The organism is Catenulispora sp. GAS73 (assembly GCF_041262085.1).
Classification (GTDB): domain Bacteria; phylum Actinomycetota; class Actinomycetes; order Streptomycetales; family Catenulisporaceae; genus Catenulispora.
Window position 1 is genome coordinate 25,489 of the sequence record NZ_JBGCCM010000029.1, and the last position, 15,566, is coordinate 41,054.

Here is a 15,566-nt window from a genome sequence, read left to right on the forward strand (position 1 = left end):
CGCCGCCGGGATTAGCCGCAGGTCCGATGGTGTTGGCATGGGACATGAGCTCTCCTACCCCCGAAACGGCCGCCCCCCGCGCCGTGGCCGACTTCTGGTTCGACCCCCTGTGCCCCTGGGCCTGGATGACCTCCCGCTGGATGCTGGAAGTGGAGAAGTCCCGGCCGGTGGACGTGCGCTGGCACGTCATGTCGCTGTCCGTCCTCAACGAGAAGCGCGACCTGCCCGAGAACTACCGCGAGATGATGGACCGCGGCTGGGGCCCGGTCCGCGTGGTCGTCGCCGCGCAGCAGGAGCACGGCGACGAGTACGTGCTCCCGCTCTACACGGCGCTGGGCACCCGGCACCACCCCGGCGGACGCGAGTACACCCGCGAGGTGATCGTCGAGGCGCTGGAGGAGGTCGGCCTGCCGGCCTCCCTGGCCGACGCCGCGGACACCGACCGTTACGACGAGGCGCTGCGCAAGTCCCACTCCGAGGGCATCACCCTGGTCGGCCAGGACGTCGGCACCCCGGTGGTCGCGGTGAACGGCGTGGCCTTCTTCGGCCCGGTCGTGACCCCGGCGCCGAAGGGCGAGGACGCGGGCAAGCTGTGGGACGGCTGCCTGCTGGTGGCCTCCACCCCCGGGTTCTTCGAGCTCAAGCGGACCCGGACTCAGGACCCGATCTTCGACTGAGCGAAGAGCTCGGTAGCGCCCTGGATAGCCCCTGCGTGGGGCGGCCTATGGGGAGGGCGCCATAGAGGTGCGCAACCGGCGGGGACCGCTTACATGGTTCCCGCCGTCCAGCGCCGAAAGCGCCAGGACTGTAGGACTACCTCAGTGCTAATCTGCTGTCGCGAGGACCGCGGGATGTGGCGCAGCTTGGTAGCGCGCGTGCTTTGGGGGCACGATGTCGCAGGTTCAAATCCTGTCATCCCGACCATATAGGTCTCTTTCACACCACCGACCGGGGTAACCCGGTCGGTGGTTTCGTTCTGTGTCCATCTGGCCAGGTCATCCCTTGTATGGCCGGTGGAGGGCAGGTAAGCCTGCCCTCCACCGAGGAGAGGCTGAAACGGTTCGGTGAGTTCTGCCGTTTCGACTGAGCCGTCATCCCCAATGAGCAACCGCTCGAAAAACCCCTGGTTGATCTGCCGTCGCACACGTTCCGGGGCGATGGCGTAGGCCTGCTCACAGTGGCTGGCAGCGGTGAGGGCTGCTTTCAGAACTCCCTCGACCTGGCTGTTGGTGCTCTTCGCGGCCTGGATCTCGCTGTCGGCGTGGGCCAGTTCCCGGGTCAGCCGGTTCATCTCTTGAGCCAGCAGGTCAGCCGGGACTGCTCCGGCGTAGTGCGCTTGGAGCAGCTTCTGCCGTTCGTTTTGAGCGCGTTCCTTGCGCTTGCGAGCCTTCTCCAAGCCGAGCTTGGCCTCGGCACCCTGAGCGGCCAGTTCCACGGACACCGTCTCCCGGATTGCCTCTGCCTCTCTGGGGTGCAGCTGGAGACAGGAGTAGAAGTTCTCGATGCCGTCTTCGATCCGCTCTAAGCGGACGGCTCGACGCGTGCAGTTGTTGGTCTTGGTCTTCTTCTTGACGCAGGCGTAGTAGCTGTAAGTCCCACCGTTGCCGGTGTTCTCGGAGTAGACCAGCCGCCCGCCGCAGCTCGAACAGAAGATCGTCCCCCGCAAGTAATGCGGGTGGACACGATCTTTCTCGCCTCGGTGGGCATGGGCGGCGAGCAAGTCCTGAACCGCGAGCCAGACATCCGGCTCAACGAGAACCGGATGCTTGCCCTCGTAGTGGATGCCCCGGTATGACACGACGCCCATGTAGTAAGGGTTCTGGAGGATGTGGTACATCCCGGTCAAGGTGATCGGGTGACATGTCTTGCTGCCCCGCGGCCGGCTGGTGAGACCCTTGGCCTCAGCGGCCAATGTGAGGTTGATACCGCTCCACTCGCCGGTGGCGTACTGCTCGAAGCACCACCTGATGATCTCCGCCCGCTCCGGGTCGAGTTCCACCCATGAGATGTCCGCTCCATCCCGCATCTCGCGGTGGTTGAGGTAGCCCAGGGGTGCGCGGAAGGGCGTACCGCCCTCCTCGGCCTTGCGAACCAGGCCCTTCATGACCTCCTGGGCAAGGTTGCCGGCGTAGAACTGAGCGATCTCGGCCATGAGCCCGTAGAGCAGCCGGCCGCTGGGCGTGTCGTCGATGTTCTCGGTGCAGGAGATCAGGGTCACGCCGTACTTCTTGAGCATGAGGTTGATCGCGATGTCGTCGGCGCGGTTGCGCGCCAGGCGGTCGATCTTGTGGACGAACACGTAGTCCGGCCGCACCGTCTTGATGTCGTGCAGCATCCGCTGCAACTCATCGCGGTCAGCAGTCTTGGCGGACTCGCCGGCGTCGACATATTCGTGTTCTGGTGCGATGACTGCACCGAGCTGGGAAGCCTTGACCCGGCAGGCGTCGATCTGCACGGGAAGCGAGTAGCCCAGTGCCCCGCCGCCAGTGCGAGCCTGTTCCTTGGTGCTGACGCGGGCGTACAGCATCCCGATCGGCAGCTCACGGGACGGAGGCGTTGCCGCCTTTCCGCCTCGGGGCTTACGTGTTGTGCGCGACTGCGCTGCTTCCAGGGCGGTGCTGTTCCGCGTGTTGTCCCGGATGTTGGTGTCAGACTTCATGGCTCGTTCCTCCTTCGCCCGCGTTGTTCGTGTTGTTGACGGTTGCGATGACGGCTCTACAGCTGTGGACTCGCCGCGTAATGCTGGTAAGTTCCGGCAGCATGCGGCTCAACCGTGCGTAGTCGGAGACCACGACGTATGGTGCATCCCGCTTTTCATCCAGCTCGAATAGCAAATGCTGCAGTGCAGACTGACAGTCATATCGAGCCGGTGTGCCGAGATCGACGTACTCCCGGACAATGGACAGCCCGTGACTTTCGGCAAACCGCAGGCAGGCCGTCCGTTGGAGGACAGCAGCTTGACCATCTTGCGGGTGTGCGCTCCCAACGCGCAGGTATAGGACTGCGCGTGCTTCGCCGGGTCGGCTTGGCTGCCCGTGGCCGCCGTTTTCTTCTTGTGTCATTCTTTCTATCTCCTTTCGTTTCTCTGTATATTTTCTCAGCCCACGTATATGGTGCCAAGGTAGGGCAGGATGTCCTTATGTATTCCGGCGATTGCAGACAGGCGGTTTCTCTCTGGTAGAGACCGCCGTCCATCTGCATGCTGTAGTTTTTCCAGCACTGCCAGGAAAAGGTTCACGGGTCACCGAAGAGCGACCTGTGAACCGGGCGACCCTCAGAATCCCGGCGTCCGCCGTGCCCGGTCTTCGGCGATGCGTTCCTCGGCCATACCAGCGAACTTGGGGTTGAGCTCGATCCCAACCCAGTCACGGCCGAAGCGCTCAGCAGCTACAGCCACCGTTCCCGCCCCGATGAACGGATCAAGCGCCAGCCCCGGTTGCCAGCTGGCACGGCACTCACAGCCAGGATGCAGCGAGCCGCGGATTGCTTGGCCACCGGTCATCGAGTGCTGGGCGCGCAGCCAGGGCGCGCCACAGTTCGTGCAGGCTCGTTCCGGGCAGCTGGCCAGCAACGGGCGACGTACCAGCTCGACCGGGAAGGTGGCGAAGTGTGCACCGTGGTAGCTGGCGGTCGAGACGTTGAAAACGTCGCCGGGGTTCTTGCCCAAGGGGTGGGATTGGACGCCGCGAGCCTTCATGGCACTGAGGCCGTGGTTGAGGTCGACGCGTGGCGTGCTGCCACCGCCCAGCGACGGTACGGCCGAGCGCGGCGGGTAGTTGGGGCGGCTGCCTGCTCGTTGCTGCTTGTCGGCAGTCACGGCCGGCTCACGGATGACATCAAGATCGTAGAAGTAGTGCGGTGAGCGGGTGAAGCAGTACAGGTACTCGTGAGTCGTGCTCAGCCGGTCACGGACATTGGCGGGCATAGCGTTGCGCTTCGCCCAGATCACCTTGTTGCGCAGCAGCCAGCCGGACTGCGTCATCTTCAGTGCGACACGTTCGGGTCCGAGCAGCAAGCACTTCTTTGATGCGCCTTCCCGAATATGCCTGGAGTAGCCGTCGCCGAGGTTGAGCCACAGCACACCGTCCGGACGGAGCACCCGCCCGATGTCGTCGCAGACGGCGGAGATGGTCTCCGCCCACGCCTGGACGGTCGGCTCTGCCCCGATCTGTCCAGGGTGGCCGTAGTCCCGCAACCCCCAGTACGGAGGGCTGGTAATGACGCAGTGCACGGAGGCGTCCGGCAGTTCCGACAGCCGGGTTCGGACGTCGCCGACGAGGATTGTGTTGCGGGGGATGGCGTGGTGGTTGTCGTTCATTTAGGCACCTCCTTCGGTGTCGGTTACGGGGATGTGCGTGAGTGCATGGGCGGCGTGCTCGGTCAGCGTGACCGCGAACAGCCCATGGACAGCCTCAGGGAGTCGAGAAATGGTGCGGGCAATGGCTTGGAGACGTGCGTGGTGCGGCACGCACCACCAGACGCGGGGGAAGAAGCCACTCGCTTGCTGCTCGGCTCCTGAGCGCCAGTAGTCGACGTAGACCTCGTTCTTGCGAGCGATGGTCGGCAGGCTCTCGGTGGCCATGTCTAGCTCCACGAACGAGGCAAGATCGAAAACGCCGACGGTGAGGCGAACATAGGCATCGGGCTTGAGGACGCGTCGAGCGCCGCTGTGCGCCGTGAATGAGCGCCAACAGCCGGGTTCAGCCCGCAGTTCCTCAATGGCGCAGCTGCCGGCGCGCGACTGCTCAGTGAGCTCTACGGCAAGCTCCGAGACGCCGAGAACATGAGCAGCAAAAGCCGACTTCGTCTCGATGTTGCTGCGGTGTCGCCGAGCGGCCAACTGCCCGATATCGAGGACGGCATGGCCGAGGCCACTGAGTCCGTAGCAAAAGCCCTCGCTGCCGGAGCGGACACCACCGACCCTCCGTTCAGCACGAGTGACGACGCCGAGCTCTGTGAGCCGCCGTAGCACCGCCCTGGTTTTACGAGCTTGGGTGGACTGGTCGCCGCCGGGGAAATGCAGTCGTCGGAGTTGACTACCAGACATGAGGCGGAACTCCTGGAGCGAGGCCAGGATGGCGTGGTCACGAGTCCCCAGCCGATCCGCGAGTCGTTCCGCCGGTGCTCGCCGGGACGATGAAGCACCTCCACTCAGGGAGGAGTTTCGGCGGTCGGTACGTCCGGTGTTCGCTGGTTGGGACGAAACGAACTCAGCGCGAACGGTAGGCCGATCGGTAGGTGTGAAGTCAGCTGTCATGACGACTTCCTCCGAGCCCCGATTGGCTCCTCGGGATCGTCGCCGCGCCAGCGCCTGAGGATGGCGGCGTCGATGGCGTCAGGATCGACGCCGTAGTGTTCGGCGGACTTCCGGCGGAGAGCGGCGGGATCGTTCAGGGGACTAGGCAGCGGCAGCGAGACCACCTCGATCGCCCGGCATGGTGCCCCGTCGACGAGGACGCGGGCAACGGCGTGGTACGCCGGTAGCCGTTCCAGGTCGTCAACGGTGACAGGCTTGCCGAGAACGGCAGCGAGCGCCCTGGCGTCACCCTCAGTCGGCCGGAACACGACGCGCGACCTTGCGTTCGCCAGCACTGCCGCCTTGAGTGCCGGGCTCAACTGGTCAAGGTGCTGGTGGGCGATCGTGAACGGTGCGCCTGCGCCGCGGGCTCTCGCCAGCACGTCGGCGAAGTCGAGGCCTGAGGTGTAGAGCTGCCACTCATCCAAGAAAATCGGCACGATGCGTCGCTGATGTGCTGGCTTCGTGGTCTGACGTTGAATGACGTTCCACAGCTGGTTGAGCAGCAGTGTGCCGATGAGCCGTGCGGCCTCACTTCCGATGGCTCCGGCGTTGAGGTTGACGAGCAGGATCGTCGGCCGCTCGAACAGCGACTCCAGCCTGAACTTCGGCTCTGGCTGTCCCAGCAGCCGGCGGATACTTGGCCTACTGCTCAAAACTCTCAATTTGTTGCCAATGGGCGCCACGACTTGAGCCCGTTCGGCGACGCTCAGGCTGTCGAACCAGGCTGCCCACGGAGCCAGTGTTAGAGGATCGCTGACTTGAGCCAGCACCGAGCGACGGAACAGGTCGTTGGTCAGGAACGGCATGACGTCGGTCAAAGCCCCGTCGTCGAGCCGTGCGACGGCAATGAGGGCATGAAGTAGGACGTCAGAACCTCGAGGCCCGATCGCCGATCCGAACAGTTCCTTAAACAGCCCCAACAGCGTGTCGGCTCGGTGCTCGGCACCGCTTCGAGGTCCACGTAGCGGATTGAAGCCGGTGACGGCTACCCCACTGTCCGCTCCTGGATCTATGACGACCACATCGGCGTGCCGGTTCTCGGGCAACAGGCTGAGAATGTCCTGGACAAGATCGCCCTTGGGCTCGATGACGACCAGCGACCGGCCAGCTGCCGCTTCGGCGACAGCCCAGCGCGCCAGCATGGTCGATTTGCCGGAGTTGGTAGGCGCGATGACGTGGGAGTGGGCGGCGTACGACGACAACGGCAGTTGGACGGCTCGCCCCTTTGTCGCCGGATGGCTGCTGACACCCGCAGAACGCATGCCCGGGTCAGCCGTATCGGTGTCAGCCAACAAGGCGGCCGGGGGCGGCGCGAAAGCGTTGCCAGCGCCTGGAACCTCCACGTCGCCGATGTTCCAGCCGGTCAGCACTGCCAGCTCGGCAGCGTTCACGATGCTCGACCAGGTACGCACTCGTCCCATGACCCGCATAGTTTGATGGGCGATCCGTGACGACTGCGGCGATATCCGAACTCGGCCGTGCCGGTCGTTCGCGATGGTGAGAGCCGAGTAGACGGGGCGCGTCAGGCCGGCGGCTCGACGAGGATGGGCGGCCGCGGCGGCCGTCCGAGCCCGGATTGCGAACAAGGGTTCGGCGACCTTGCGCTTGAATGCCTGTCTGTCGGTGCCGTCCGGCTCGGGAGGCGTAGTGAAGCCCAAGAGGTCGAGCGGTGTCTTAACCACCGGATAGTCGGCGAAGAACTGGCCAGGCCCCACGACGACCTGGAGGACGACGGCTTCGCCGTCGCGTAGTTGCTCACGATGCTTTAGCAGCGCCGCGGTGACGCCCTCGGCCACGTCAGTGCGGATGGAATACGCCAGGCTACTGAAGCGGACTTCCCGGCCGGCGATAACGTTGGGACGCTCAGGGCGGTCCGTCCTCACGAGCACCAAGTCCGGGCACTGGGCGGTGAGTTCGCCCGGGAGTCGGTCGGCAAGGCGCTCATCTACCCCAATGAGCCAGCGCGCCCGATCCTTGTGCAGCCACAGTTCGAAGACGACCAACGGCGTGAGGTCGAGGACGCCGAAGCGGGGACGTCCGGCCAGCACCCGCATGACGTTCGTGGTGATGTCATGAGACATGCCTCGTGGTGGAAAGACGTCGTACCAGGTCAAGGAAGTCATACGCTGGCCTCCCCGTCCTTGACCGGCGAACTACTGACGGCTTCGGGCTGCGACGACGCTGCCAGCTGGAGCCGAGCCAGAGTGATGCAGGCACGAGCCAGCGTGCGGAGCGACGGGTGAGGCCGGGCTTCGGCCGTCACATGGACTGGCGCGTCTTGTGGTTGTGTTGACATAGAGAAAACCTCCTTTCGGTAGTGCCGAAGTGGAGGTTTCGTGGGCGCACTAAATACACGTCGCTCTTGACAGGCAAGGACGTCAGGTATTCAATGAAACTTGCACGAATCCCCCACTTCGGGGCTTTGTGAAGACTTAGGCGGGCTGGACGATACCGCGCTTGAGCTGCGGTGCAAGGTAAGATGCGAATTACCTTGTGATGCAAGCGAGTGGCGAGCCAGTCCGCTTTTTACTATGCCGACGCAATGCAAGCTATGCAACGGATATGAGGCTTTTTACAACACCGGCGGTAGGGCTGGACTACTGGTTAGACGCCAGCGGATTGTTGTCTTTCCTACTCAGATACTGGCGCAGCTTGGCGGCGAGCCGCCGGTGGCCTCCTGGCCGCACGGGGCCGGGTTCGCTGAACCCCACCCAGCCCCGTGCATCCGGTCGCTATGCGGCTTCGTCTCGGTCGGAGATGTCGGCCGGCGGGGTGTCGCCCTCGCTGCTGACGATGCCGCATTCCAGCGCGCCGTTGAGTTGATCCCGCCACTCGGTGTGCAGGTTGGACTCCAGCTGCTTCAGCTCGTCGCGCCGGATGTCCTGATCTCGGGCGATGTGCTTGCGGATCTTGGCTGAACGGTAGTTACGACGCACAGCATCTTGGCTCCATTTCTGTTGGTTGTAGGCGTGGTGGTGCCAGGAAGGTCTTGGGGATGAGAGCTGTACGGTCTCGGCCGAGGCCGTACAGCTCTCATTCGTCAGTGGTGCGTCAGGAACACCAGCAGCGTCAGGACGACGATCGCGGCGACACCCCAGAAGAACACTGAGCTCAGAAGCTCGACGGCTGCACGAGCGACGTAGCCGAAGAAGCAGATGACACACAGGAATCCGATGACGTTGTTCATGGATTCACCGCCCCCTGCCGGCGACGATCCACAGCAGGAGCGCCAGGATGGCCAGCGCCCCGATTGCGGGGAGTGCGGGATTGACCAGTCCGAGCAGGTACGTCCACCCGGAAGACAGGGCACTGTTGAAGCTGGCCGGCAGGATCGGGGTCAGGATTGAGCCGATGAGCTTCAGTACGAGGCCAGCGAGCGCTAGCCCGCTGATGGCGATGAGGACGCGGAGGAAAAATCCTCCTGATCTTTTCACTGCGTGGTGGTCTCCTTTCGGGGTTGAGGGGGCGGGGCTGTTTTTGGCAAGGCTCCGCCCAAGACAGATTTTGGGTTTTGATTGCGCCTCTTGGACGCGGGCAATGATGGTTATCTGAAACGCCCGATTAGCTTTGCGGCCTGGACACTTCCAACTTGCTGAGCTTGACGCTACACACCGAAGCAAGCGTCGTTCCAGCGGGAAAGGGCTGCTTAGCGCTAGTGCTTGTGCTAAGCAGCAACGCCACAGGTCAGCGATGTGCTAAGCACATGGGGAGCCACCCGCAAGAGTGAAGATCGCACTAGGCAGCTGGTGGCTGAACGACGGCCAACTTGGCAAGTGCAGCTTCTCCGACGTCGTGTAGGAACTGACCGTTCTCGGCGTAGGCGTAGGACACGAAGAGGTCGTATGCGTCTTGGCGAGTGAGACCCGTTTCGCTGCGGAGATACTCTTCGTCCAGGGCCGGGCTCGCCAAGTGGCGCATGTGGATTGCGAGCCTGTGTTCGGAATCGAACGAGCTCACTCCAGCGTTACTAATTTGTTCGTCAAGCTGCTGTGCCACTGTATGCCTGACATCGGGGTCAACGTCACGGATGAGCTGATCCCACAGTGCTACTCCAGCGCCATGGTCAACAACGGTCAACTTTTCTATCCCCCCGAACGCAAGCCACTCCCGGTCGGCTGGTATCGGACTACCCACAAAGGCGGAATAAACAGCTTTGGCTCGTACGAGATCTTGACGAGGCAGGGTCTCCAGGAACATCGAGATGTCGTGGTTCCAGGATAATCTATGAGCCGCTACGATCTCGCTCGGCGATAGATCTGCGAAACGCTCCGCCGACCATTCCCACGGGATGGCTTCACGCTGAGGCTGTGACGATTCGTAGGACATAGCTTACTACTCAATTAACGATCTAGTTATAACATATTGGACGTCCAAGATCAATAGCCGAGCTGATAGACCCTTGTAGTTGAGCCCAGCTGGATCTGGCTAGAATGCGCACCAGGTTCGAGGGGAGGTGAAGCGTGCCAAAGAAGATCGTTGAAAGCGACGGATGGCGCGAGAGGTTCAAACTCTTGCACCCTCTGCTTGGCGTACGGCGTGATGATCTCTACGGAGACCTGGGCGACGAGCTCCGGGCACTTTGGAAGATCGTCCCAGGCATGACTGTCGATGATCAGCGTAGAGCCGTAGCCAGCGAGCTTAAATTGCTGATGGAGGCCTGGGAGTCGCCAAGCGGCGAAATCACGAGGGACGGCATCCTCCGATCTCTTCGCGTCAGCTACAACGTTTCCGGATTCAAAGAGGTCGAGGGCATTTTCCTTGGACGGCGCCAAAAGTGGCTAGCAGATGGCGGTCACGGATATGAGATCGTCTCAAGTCCGTCAAGTCGAGGCTACGTACGGCTATTCATCGCTCACGCACGGCCACTCATCGAAGCCCAACTCAAAGCCGCTGGCATCATTCCCAATGGCGACACCATCCCCGAGCCGCCCGACGAACCTCCGCTTCCTGTAGAAGTCAAGGACGAGCAAGAATCCACCACGCAAGCAGCGGAGCCATCCACCAACGGCGAAGACTCCTCAAAAGCCGAACCCAATGCGCCATCACAGCATCCTGAGCCAGGTCCTCACACCGAAGAACCTCAACAAACCTTTACGGTCTCGACCGAAGCCGTAGATAAGGTTCTCGATCCGGAAAACTGGTCAACCGCCGAAGACGATGCCCTCGCAGTGCTTGCGTTGGGTGGTGGGCGTCGGGGAATGGAGTGGGCTGGCAAGAATCTATTTAGAGTGCGCGACGACGACGGTAACGACCTTGGTCATGACTACTTACGACATGTCAACGCAATCAAGCTGGCGCGCAAGCGAGGCATCAACCGAGATCAAGTGCTCATCGCCCGCTCCCTATGCGCAGAGCGTGGAAGTCTCGCAATCGAGTCCGGCAGAGTTGACCATGTGGCCTCTGGCTTGTCGAGCAGAATGCAAGGGAAGCGGTATCGACTTAATAAGGAGTACGCACTCCTACAAGCTGACCGCGTTGTCGCCAACGAGTATCAAAGAATCTCGCTCGAAAAAGGTGGGAGGCCCGACCTCGGCGGTGACTGGCTATCACCAGTCGTGATGAATCACGCTGAGGACCTATTGCCCCGACTAGGCCCTCATATGAACGATACGGCTTTGAGCTGCGCCGTCCTCTTCGATGGTCTTCGTAAAGCAACACTCGACCAGCTCATCACGGCGCATCCCTTTGCGATCACCTGTATTAGCTACACGGCTCGTGTGCTGTTCAAACATGGCACCGTTATTGAGCGCTTGGCAATGGCAACCTGGGTGCTTGAACTGGCAACGGCAAGGAATCGAACGTCAGCCCGAGGGAACAGCCAAGAGAGTATCTCGCAACTACTCTTCGATCTGCGGGAGTTTGGCATCTCAACCTCGCGCGATCCGGCAGTTCTTGCTAACCAGCTTGCCGTCGTCGTCGGACCGCTCGCCTACAAGCCCGACTTTACTGGCGCTGACCTCATCGCCCACTCGCGCCTGTAGTCCACCACCTACGGACTCGTAGCCCCGACCGTCCCTGCTTTCGCCTCCATGGCGGCGAAGTCCGCCCGCGTCACCGCAGGCGCGCAATCGGTGTCGCCCTTGGCGAACGCCGCGGGATCAGCGAAGATCTCGGCCTGGACGTGTGACGCTACTTCGAGGTTGCAGGCCAAGACCTGTGTCCCATGGATGTCGTCAATGACCGCATCGGCAGCCACGACGCTGGTTCCAACGTGCATACTCGGGCTGAACGCCAACCCACGGAGAATCTTCGGATCACCGTCTGGGAACTGCGGTGTCCTGAAGCCATCCCCGAGAAGCCACAATTCGATGCGTACCGAACTGCCGGGAGTCAGGGTGAGGCTGACGTAGCCGGGTTCACCGACGCTCCAGCAGCGTTGCTCGCCGTCGGCGTACTTCGCGGCCATGGGAAAAGCCTGCTGACCGAAGTTGAGCGTAAAGGTTCCGCTCATGCTGCTGGTCAGCTTGGCGGTGACGACGAGATGCCACACCAAGGCACGAGCGGGATCGTTCGTGAGCTGTGCGACACAACTCTGTGCCACCGCGCCGGCCGAGGCCAAGCTCACTGGCGTGTGGTCAATGACGTAGCTGGCCTCGACGTGGTCGCCGCTGGAGAACAGGAAGCCAACGGTTGCATCAGAGTCCTGGGACGGCAAGCCGCTTGCACTCGCCGGCGTACTGCCCGCGGAACTGGTCGACGTCGCCGACAGCGGAACTCCGGGCGAGATCAGGGTCGCCGTGGTGGGGCTCGAGCCACCACCACAGCCAGCGGTGAGTGCAACTGCGGCCAGGATCAGAACAGGGAGCGAGCGGGTCATGCGCATGGGGAATCTCCGGAAGTCTGGGGAGTCGTCAGAGTTCGGGGTATGCCACCCATCCGGAAGCAGGTACAGCCACCCGGGCTGCCAGATGTAAGGGCTGGTAACGACGTCTTCCAGCGGGATGTCCGTGAGCAAGTGGTCAAGTGCGAAACGAGTGGCCGAGTGCCCAATCAGGAGGACACGTTCACCGTCGTGAGCAGAAGCAAGGTCATCCAGAAACGAAGCCATGCCACGAACGACGTCGCGGTAGGACTGACCACCGGGAAATGGCTCATCAAGATGCTGACCCTGCACAGCACGCAGTGCCTCCCGAGAACTGCCGTTGAGGTCGCCGTAGTTGCACCCCCGCAGCCGGCCGTCGAGTTGGATCGGCAGCGGCGATCCAGTGAACGCCAGGACCGTGGTCTCGACCGCCCGATGCAGGTCAGAGGTGAAGATCGCCGAGATGCCGTCGTCCCAACGCCGCACGCCGAGTTCGCGGGCTTGGATACGCCCAGTCGAAGACAACTTTCCCGGCACCCACCCCGTGGCGATGTCCGCCTCATTGTCAGTGGTCGTGGCATGGGTCTCGAACACGATCTCAACAGACATGGATGAGCTCCGGCAGTTTCTCAATCGAGCGGAATGGTCGGTCAGCAACGAGTTGGTACACCCGCCCACCTGTGCCTCTATACGGGGGGATTCGCGGCAACAAGTGGGCGGGTGGTCTGTGGGGGTGTTCACGCCGGGCACTTGTCCGTCACGACGCGCAAGGCAGAGGCCTCTACCCAATGCAAAACACCCTCCGGCTCGTCAGGTGTCAGCGTCCGGACAAGGGCGACGGGAACACAGAAGATGTGCAGCTCAGGAACGGCATCCGGAAGACAGCTGGCCGCCTGGTGTGGCGGTTGCACCACGATGCTGAGCGCTAGTTCCTCGCGGACGCGCACCGCGTCGCCTTCGTAGAACTCCGCCTCTATGTCGTCCTTGGGGTACGGGATCTCTGCCCACACGGTTCGACCCTTGCTGTCTCCGATCACGCCCCAGGCCCGAGTCAGCGCAGCAACCACCGGCAACCCCCGGCCGGCTTCGTCGGCCTCCTCCGTGTCCTTGGGACTGGGACTGCCGAGGGAACCTTGATCGTCGACGCGGACATGCCAGGCATCCGTGAACTCCGCTACTTGCAGTACGAAGCTGCCGCCCGGCTTCCCGGAGGCGCTATGGCGAATGGCGTTGCCTGCCAGTTCTGAGGCGACCAGCACGACGTCGTCGACGCCATCTACGTCGCCCAAGACCCTATGGAGGTACTGCCGGACGTCTGAAAGCCGTTCCGGCAGGCCATCGAAGGTCATGACCCGGTAGCTCCTGCACATCTCAGACCCCGGTTCCGTGTGCAGGCTCTTGCAAGATGTACCGGGCTTGGTTCAGGAGTGAGTCCACGATCTCGGAAGCGATATGGGGCTCCCATTGCTGCTCGTGCATGGCCACGCAGTGCAGAGCTGAGACCAGCCCGAGCATGTGGCCTTCCCAGCTGAGCCGTTCTTCCTCGGATTTCGGAACCAACGTCCGGGGATCGGAGTCCATGAGCGCGGTCAAATGGAGCAGTGCGCCGTAGCTGTCGCTGAGGTAGAGACGGTTGGCCAGCGCGTGGATGCGGGATTTGGGGGTGGTGACCATGGCGTCAGGGGGCTTTGATGTCGCCGACGACGGCGGAGACTGCGGGAGGAGACGAGACGCCTGGGCAATTGAGAGAGGCGGCACGAACCAGGACGATGTCATGAATATCGGGCTCCTTAGGTGGACGGGCAAGGCAAGCCGTGTAACATGCCTGCCTGTCAACCTTTGCCCAGGTCAGAGGGGGTTCCCATGCCAATCCTGTATGTCCGCTATACGCGTCGGGTATGACCGGTTGCGGACGGTCGTGGTAGCCCGCCAGTCTGGTGTCTAGAAGGCGGCCGACGGCCTCCAGATATATTCCGACCTTGACACGCTTGCAAGGGGCTTTAGAAGGCCATGCCGACGCCACCGAAATCACGCGACTGCGCGCGTTGCAGGAGCCGTCTGGCAACCGACAACGCCGATCAGCTCTGTGCTGCCTGTCGGCGGAAGGCGGCTGACGACCTCGTGAAGCCGCCCCAGGTGCCGCGGTCCTTCTGGCATGACGACCAGATGCGCGAGGCCTTGGACAGCTGGCACTTCGGGAGGATCTTCAGCGCCTACCGCCTGCACCCATTCCACGGCCGGGCGTTGTCACAGGAACTCGTCGCCGGGTGGCTGAACATCACCCAAGCCCAGCTCAGCCGTATCGAAGGCGGGCGGGCGCCGGAGGAACTCAGTAAGCTGACGCACTGGGCAACAACGCTCGGCATCCCGTCGGATCTGTTGTGGTTCAAGGTGCGGGAAGAACGACGGCACGCTGAGGGGGCCGTGCCTCATCAGACGAGCGCGGTGCAGGTTCGTCCGTTGCACCGCAAGGGCGATCCGCCGCTGGCGCTTGCTGCTGCTGGTCTCATGTCCAGCCTGACCGGCCATCTGCCCGGAGCCAACGCCGAAGAACCCATGCGCCCGATCGGGGCGTTCGACGGGCTGTCGCTGGCGGAGAGCGCATCGCAGGTTTTGACCCTGTTCCTCCAGCTCGATGCCCAGCTCGGCGGCGACGTGCTGTACGCGCCGCTGAGTCAATACGTAGCGCGTATGGCGCTGGCGGTCGAGGCAGACCCCAGTGACGGATTGCTGGCATTCGGGCAGCTCAGTCAGATGGCCGGCTGGCTGGCCGTCGACGGCAACCGCCATGGAGCAGCGCGGCGCTACCTGACGACCGCCGCCTACGTCGGCCATGAAGCAGACGATCCAGGACTGGCCGCCAGTGCCACGGCCTACATGAGCCTGCATGCCATGTACCGCGGCCAACTTGAACCAGCGTTAGCGCTCGCTCGTACCGCCCGTGCCACTGACGAGTCGGCCCTGACGCCGTTGACACGCACCATGCTCGCCACCCGCGAAGCTCGTGCCCACGCCGGCCTCGGCCATGAGCGGAACAGTCTGCACGCGCTGGATGAGATGCGTACTGCGTTTGAGCAGAACGGTGAAGCAGAAGAACCGCTGTGGCTCTCCTACGTCGACGCGGTGGAAGTCGCTGCTCAAGAAGGTGCCTGCTACCTCGGCTTGGGACGAGCCAAGGAAGCGGAAACCGTACTGGCGGGTGCCTTGACGCTGCTCGATGAGCAGGCTCCCCATCGGGTTCGAGACCGGGTGCACTACCTGTCCCGTTTGGCGAAAGCTCACCTGCTGCGGCCAGATGTTGAGCAGGCGTGCTTCGTCGCTACGGAAGCGCTGGAACTGAGCGCAGCCATTGGGTCGGCGAGGGTGGCTGAACGGCTCGGCGAGTTCCGGGAAGCTCTCGCACCGTTTGCTGGCACGCGGGCAGGGCGGGAGTTCGAGGAGCGTATGCGTTCGATGGGTTGAGCA

The 15,566-nt window shown here is 62.8% G+C and carries 14 protein-coding genes, 1 tRNA gene and 1 pseudogene; 4 read left to right on the top strand and 12 right to left on the bottom strand.

From position 1 onward, the window contains the following. Positions 1–44 precede the first annotated feature (44 nt). Both ABH935_RS35495 and ABH935_RS35500 read left to right on the top strand, forming a co-directional pair. On the top strand, positions 45–677 hold the full coding sequence (locus tag ABH935_RS35495) for a DsbA family protein (RefSeq protein WP_370382347.1): 633 nt from the start codon (positions 45–47) through the stop codon (positions 675–677). 170 nt (positions 678–847) lie between these two features. Next, a tRNA-Pro gene (locus tag ABH935_RS35500) sits at positions 848–924 on the top strand. Between the two features lie 583 nt (positions 925–1,507). Here ABH935_RS35500 and ABH935_RS35505 read toward each other — a convergent pair. The 9 genes and pseudogenes from ABH935_RS35505 to ABH935_RS35545 form a co-directional block, all read right to left on the bottom strand. After that, a pseudogene (locus ABH935_RS35505) lies at positions 1,508–2,659 on the bottom strand (recombinase family protein); the annotation flags it as partial. Further along, on the bottom strand, positions 2,649–3,062 hold the full coding sequence (locus tag ABH935_RS35510; protein WP_370382348.1) for a recombinase family protein: 414 nt from the start codon (positions 3,060–3,062) through the stop codon (positions 2,649–2,651). The pseudogene ABH935_RS35505 and the gene ABH935_RS35510, both read right to left, overlap by 11 nt. A gap of 212 nt (positions 3,063–3,274) precedes the next feature. Beyond that, complete coding sequence (locus ABH935_RS35515; protein WP_370382349.1) at positions 3,275–4,318, bottom strand: site-specific DNA-methyltransferase; 1,044 nt, start codon at positions 4,316–4,318, stop codon at positions 3,275–3,277. Then, positions 4,319–5,155 carry a replication-relaxation family protein gene (locus ABH935_RS35520; RefSeq protein ID WP_370382451.1) on the bottom strand — a complete coding sequence of 279 codons (837 nt, stop codon included), beginning with the start codon at positions 5,153–5,155 and terminating at the stop codon, positions 4,319–4,321. It abuts the gene before it with no gap. A gap of 98 nt (positions 5,156–5,253) precedes the next feature. Next, positions 5,254–7,422 carry a type IV secretory system conjugative DNA transfer family protein gene (locus ABH935_RS35525; RefSeq protein WP_370382350.1) on the bottom strand — a complete coding sequence of 723 codons (2,169 nt, stop codon included), beginning with the start codon at positions 7,420–7,422 and terminating at the stop codon, positions 5,254–5,256. Positions 7,423–8,031: 609 nt separating this feature from the next. Next, on the bottom strand, positions 8,032–8,235 hold the full coding sequence (locus ABH935_RS35530; protein WP_370382351.1) for a hypothetical protein: 204 nt from the start codon (positions 8,233–8,235) through the stop codon (positions 8,032–8,034). Positions 8,236–8,339: 104 nt separating this feature from the next. Next, positions 8,340–8,486 carry a hypothetical protein gene (locus tag ABH935_RS35535; RefSeq protein WP_370382352.1) on the bottom strand — a complete coding sequence of 49 codons (147 nt, stop codon included), beginning with the start codon at positions 8,484–8,486 and terminating at the stop codon, positions 8,340–8,342. A gap of 4 nt (positions 8,487–8,490) precedes the next feature. Continuing rightward, complete coding sequence (locus tag ABH935_RS35540; RefSeq protein WP_370382353.1) at positions 8,491–8,733, bottom strand: hypothetical protein; 243 nt, start codon at positions 8,731–8,733, stop codon at positions 8,491–8,493. Between the two features lie 301 nt (positions 8,734–9,034). Continuing rightward, complete coding sequence (locus tag ABH935_RS35545; RefSeq protein ID WP_370382354.1) at positions 9,035–9,625, bottom strand: hypothetical protein; 591 nt, start codon at positions 9,623–9,625, stop codon at positions 9,035–9,037. 134 nt (positions 9,626–9,759) lie between these two features. Between ABH935_RS35545 and ABH935_RS35550 the strand changes: the two genes are divergently transcribed. Continuing rightward, entirely contained in the window at positions 9,760–11,280 is a 1,521-nt protein-coding gene (locus tag ABH935_RS35550) for a hypothetical protein (protein WP_370382355.1), read from the top strand. An 8-nt stretch (positions 11,281–11,288) separates the two neighbouring features. Here the strand turns inward: ABH935_RS35550 and ABH935_RS35555 are convergent, their stop codons facing one another. The 3 genes from ABH935_RS35555 to ABH935_RS35565 all read right to left on the bottom strand — a co-directional run bounded on the left by ABH935_RS35555 (position 11,289) and on the right by ABH935_RS35565 (position 13,775). Further along, positions 11,289–12,710 carry a histidine phosphatase family protein gene (locus ABH935_RS35555; protein ID WP_370382356.1) on the bottom strand — a complete coding sequence of 474 codons (1,422 nt, stop codon included), beginning with the start codon at positions 12,708–12,710 and terminating at the stop codon, positions 11,289–11,291. A gap of 128 nt (positions 12,711–12,838) precedes the next feature. Continuing rightward, complete coding sequence (locus tag ABH935_RS35560; RefSeq protein ID WP_370382357.1) at positions 12,839–13,450, bottom strand: ATP-binding protein; 612 nt, start codon at positions 13,448–13,450, stop codon at positions 12,839–12,841. Positions 13,451–13,472: 22 nt separating this feature from the next. Next, entirely contained in the window at positions 13,473–13,775 is a 303-nt protein-coding gene (locus ABH935_RS35565; protein ID WP_370382358.1) for a hypothetical protein, read from the bottom strand. 336 nt (positions 13,776–14,111) lie between these two features. Between ABH935_RS35565 and ABH935_RS35570 the strand changes: the two genes are divergently transcribed. Beyond that, positions 14,112–15,563, top strand: coding sequence for a DNA-binding protein (locus tag ABH935_RS35570; protein ID WP_370382359.1), 1,452 nt, complete (start codon positions 14,112–14,114; stop codon positions 15,561–15,563). The last annotated feature ends 3 nt before the right edge of the window (positions 15,564–15,566 follow it).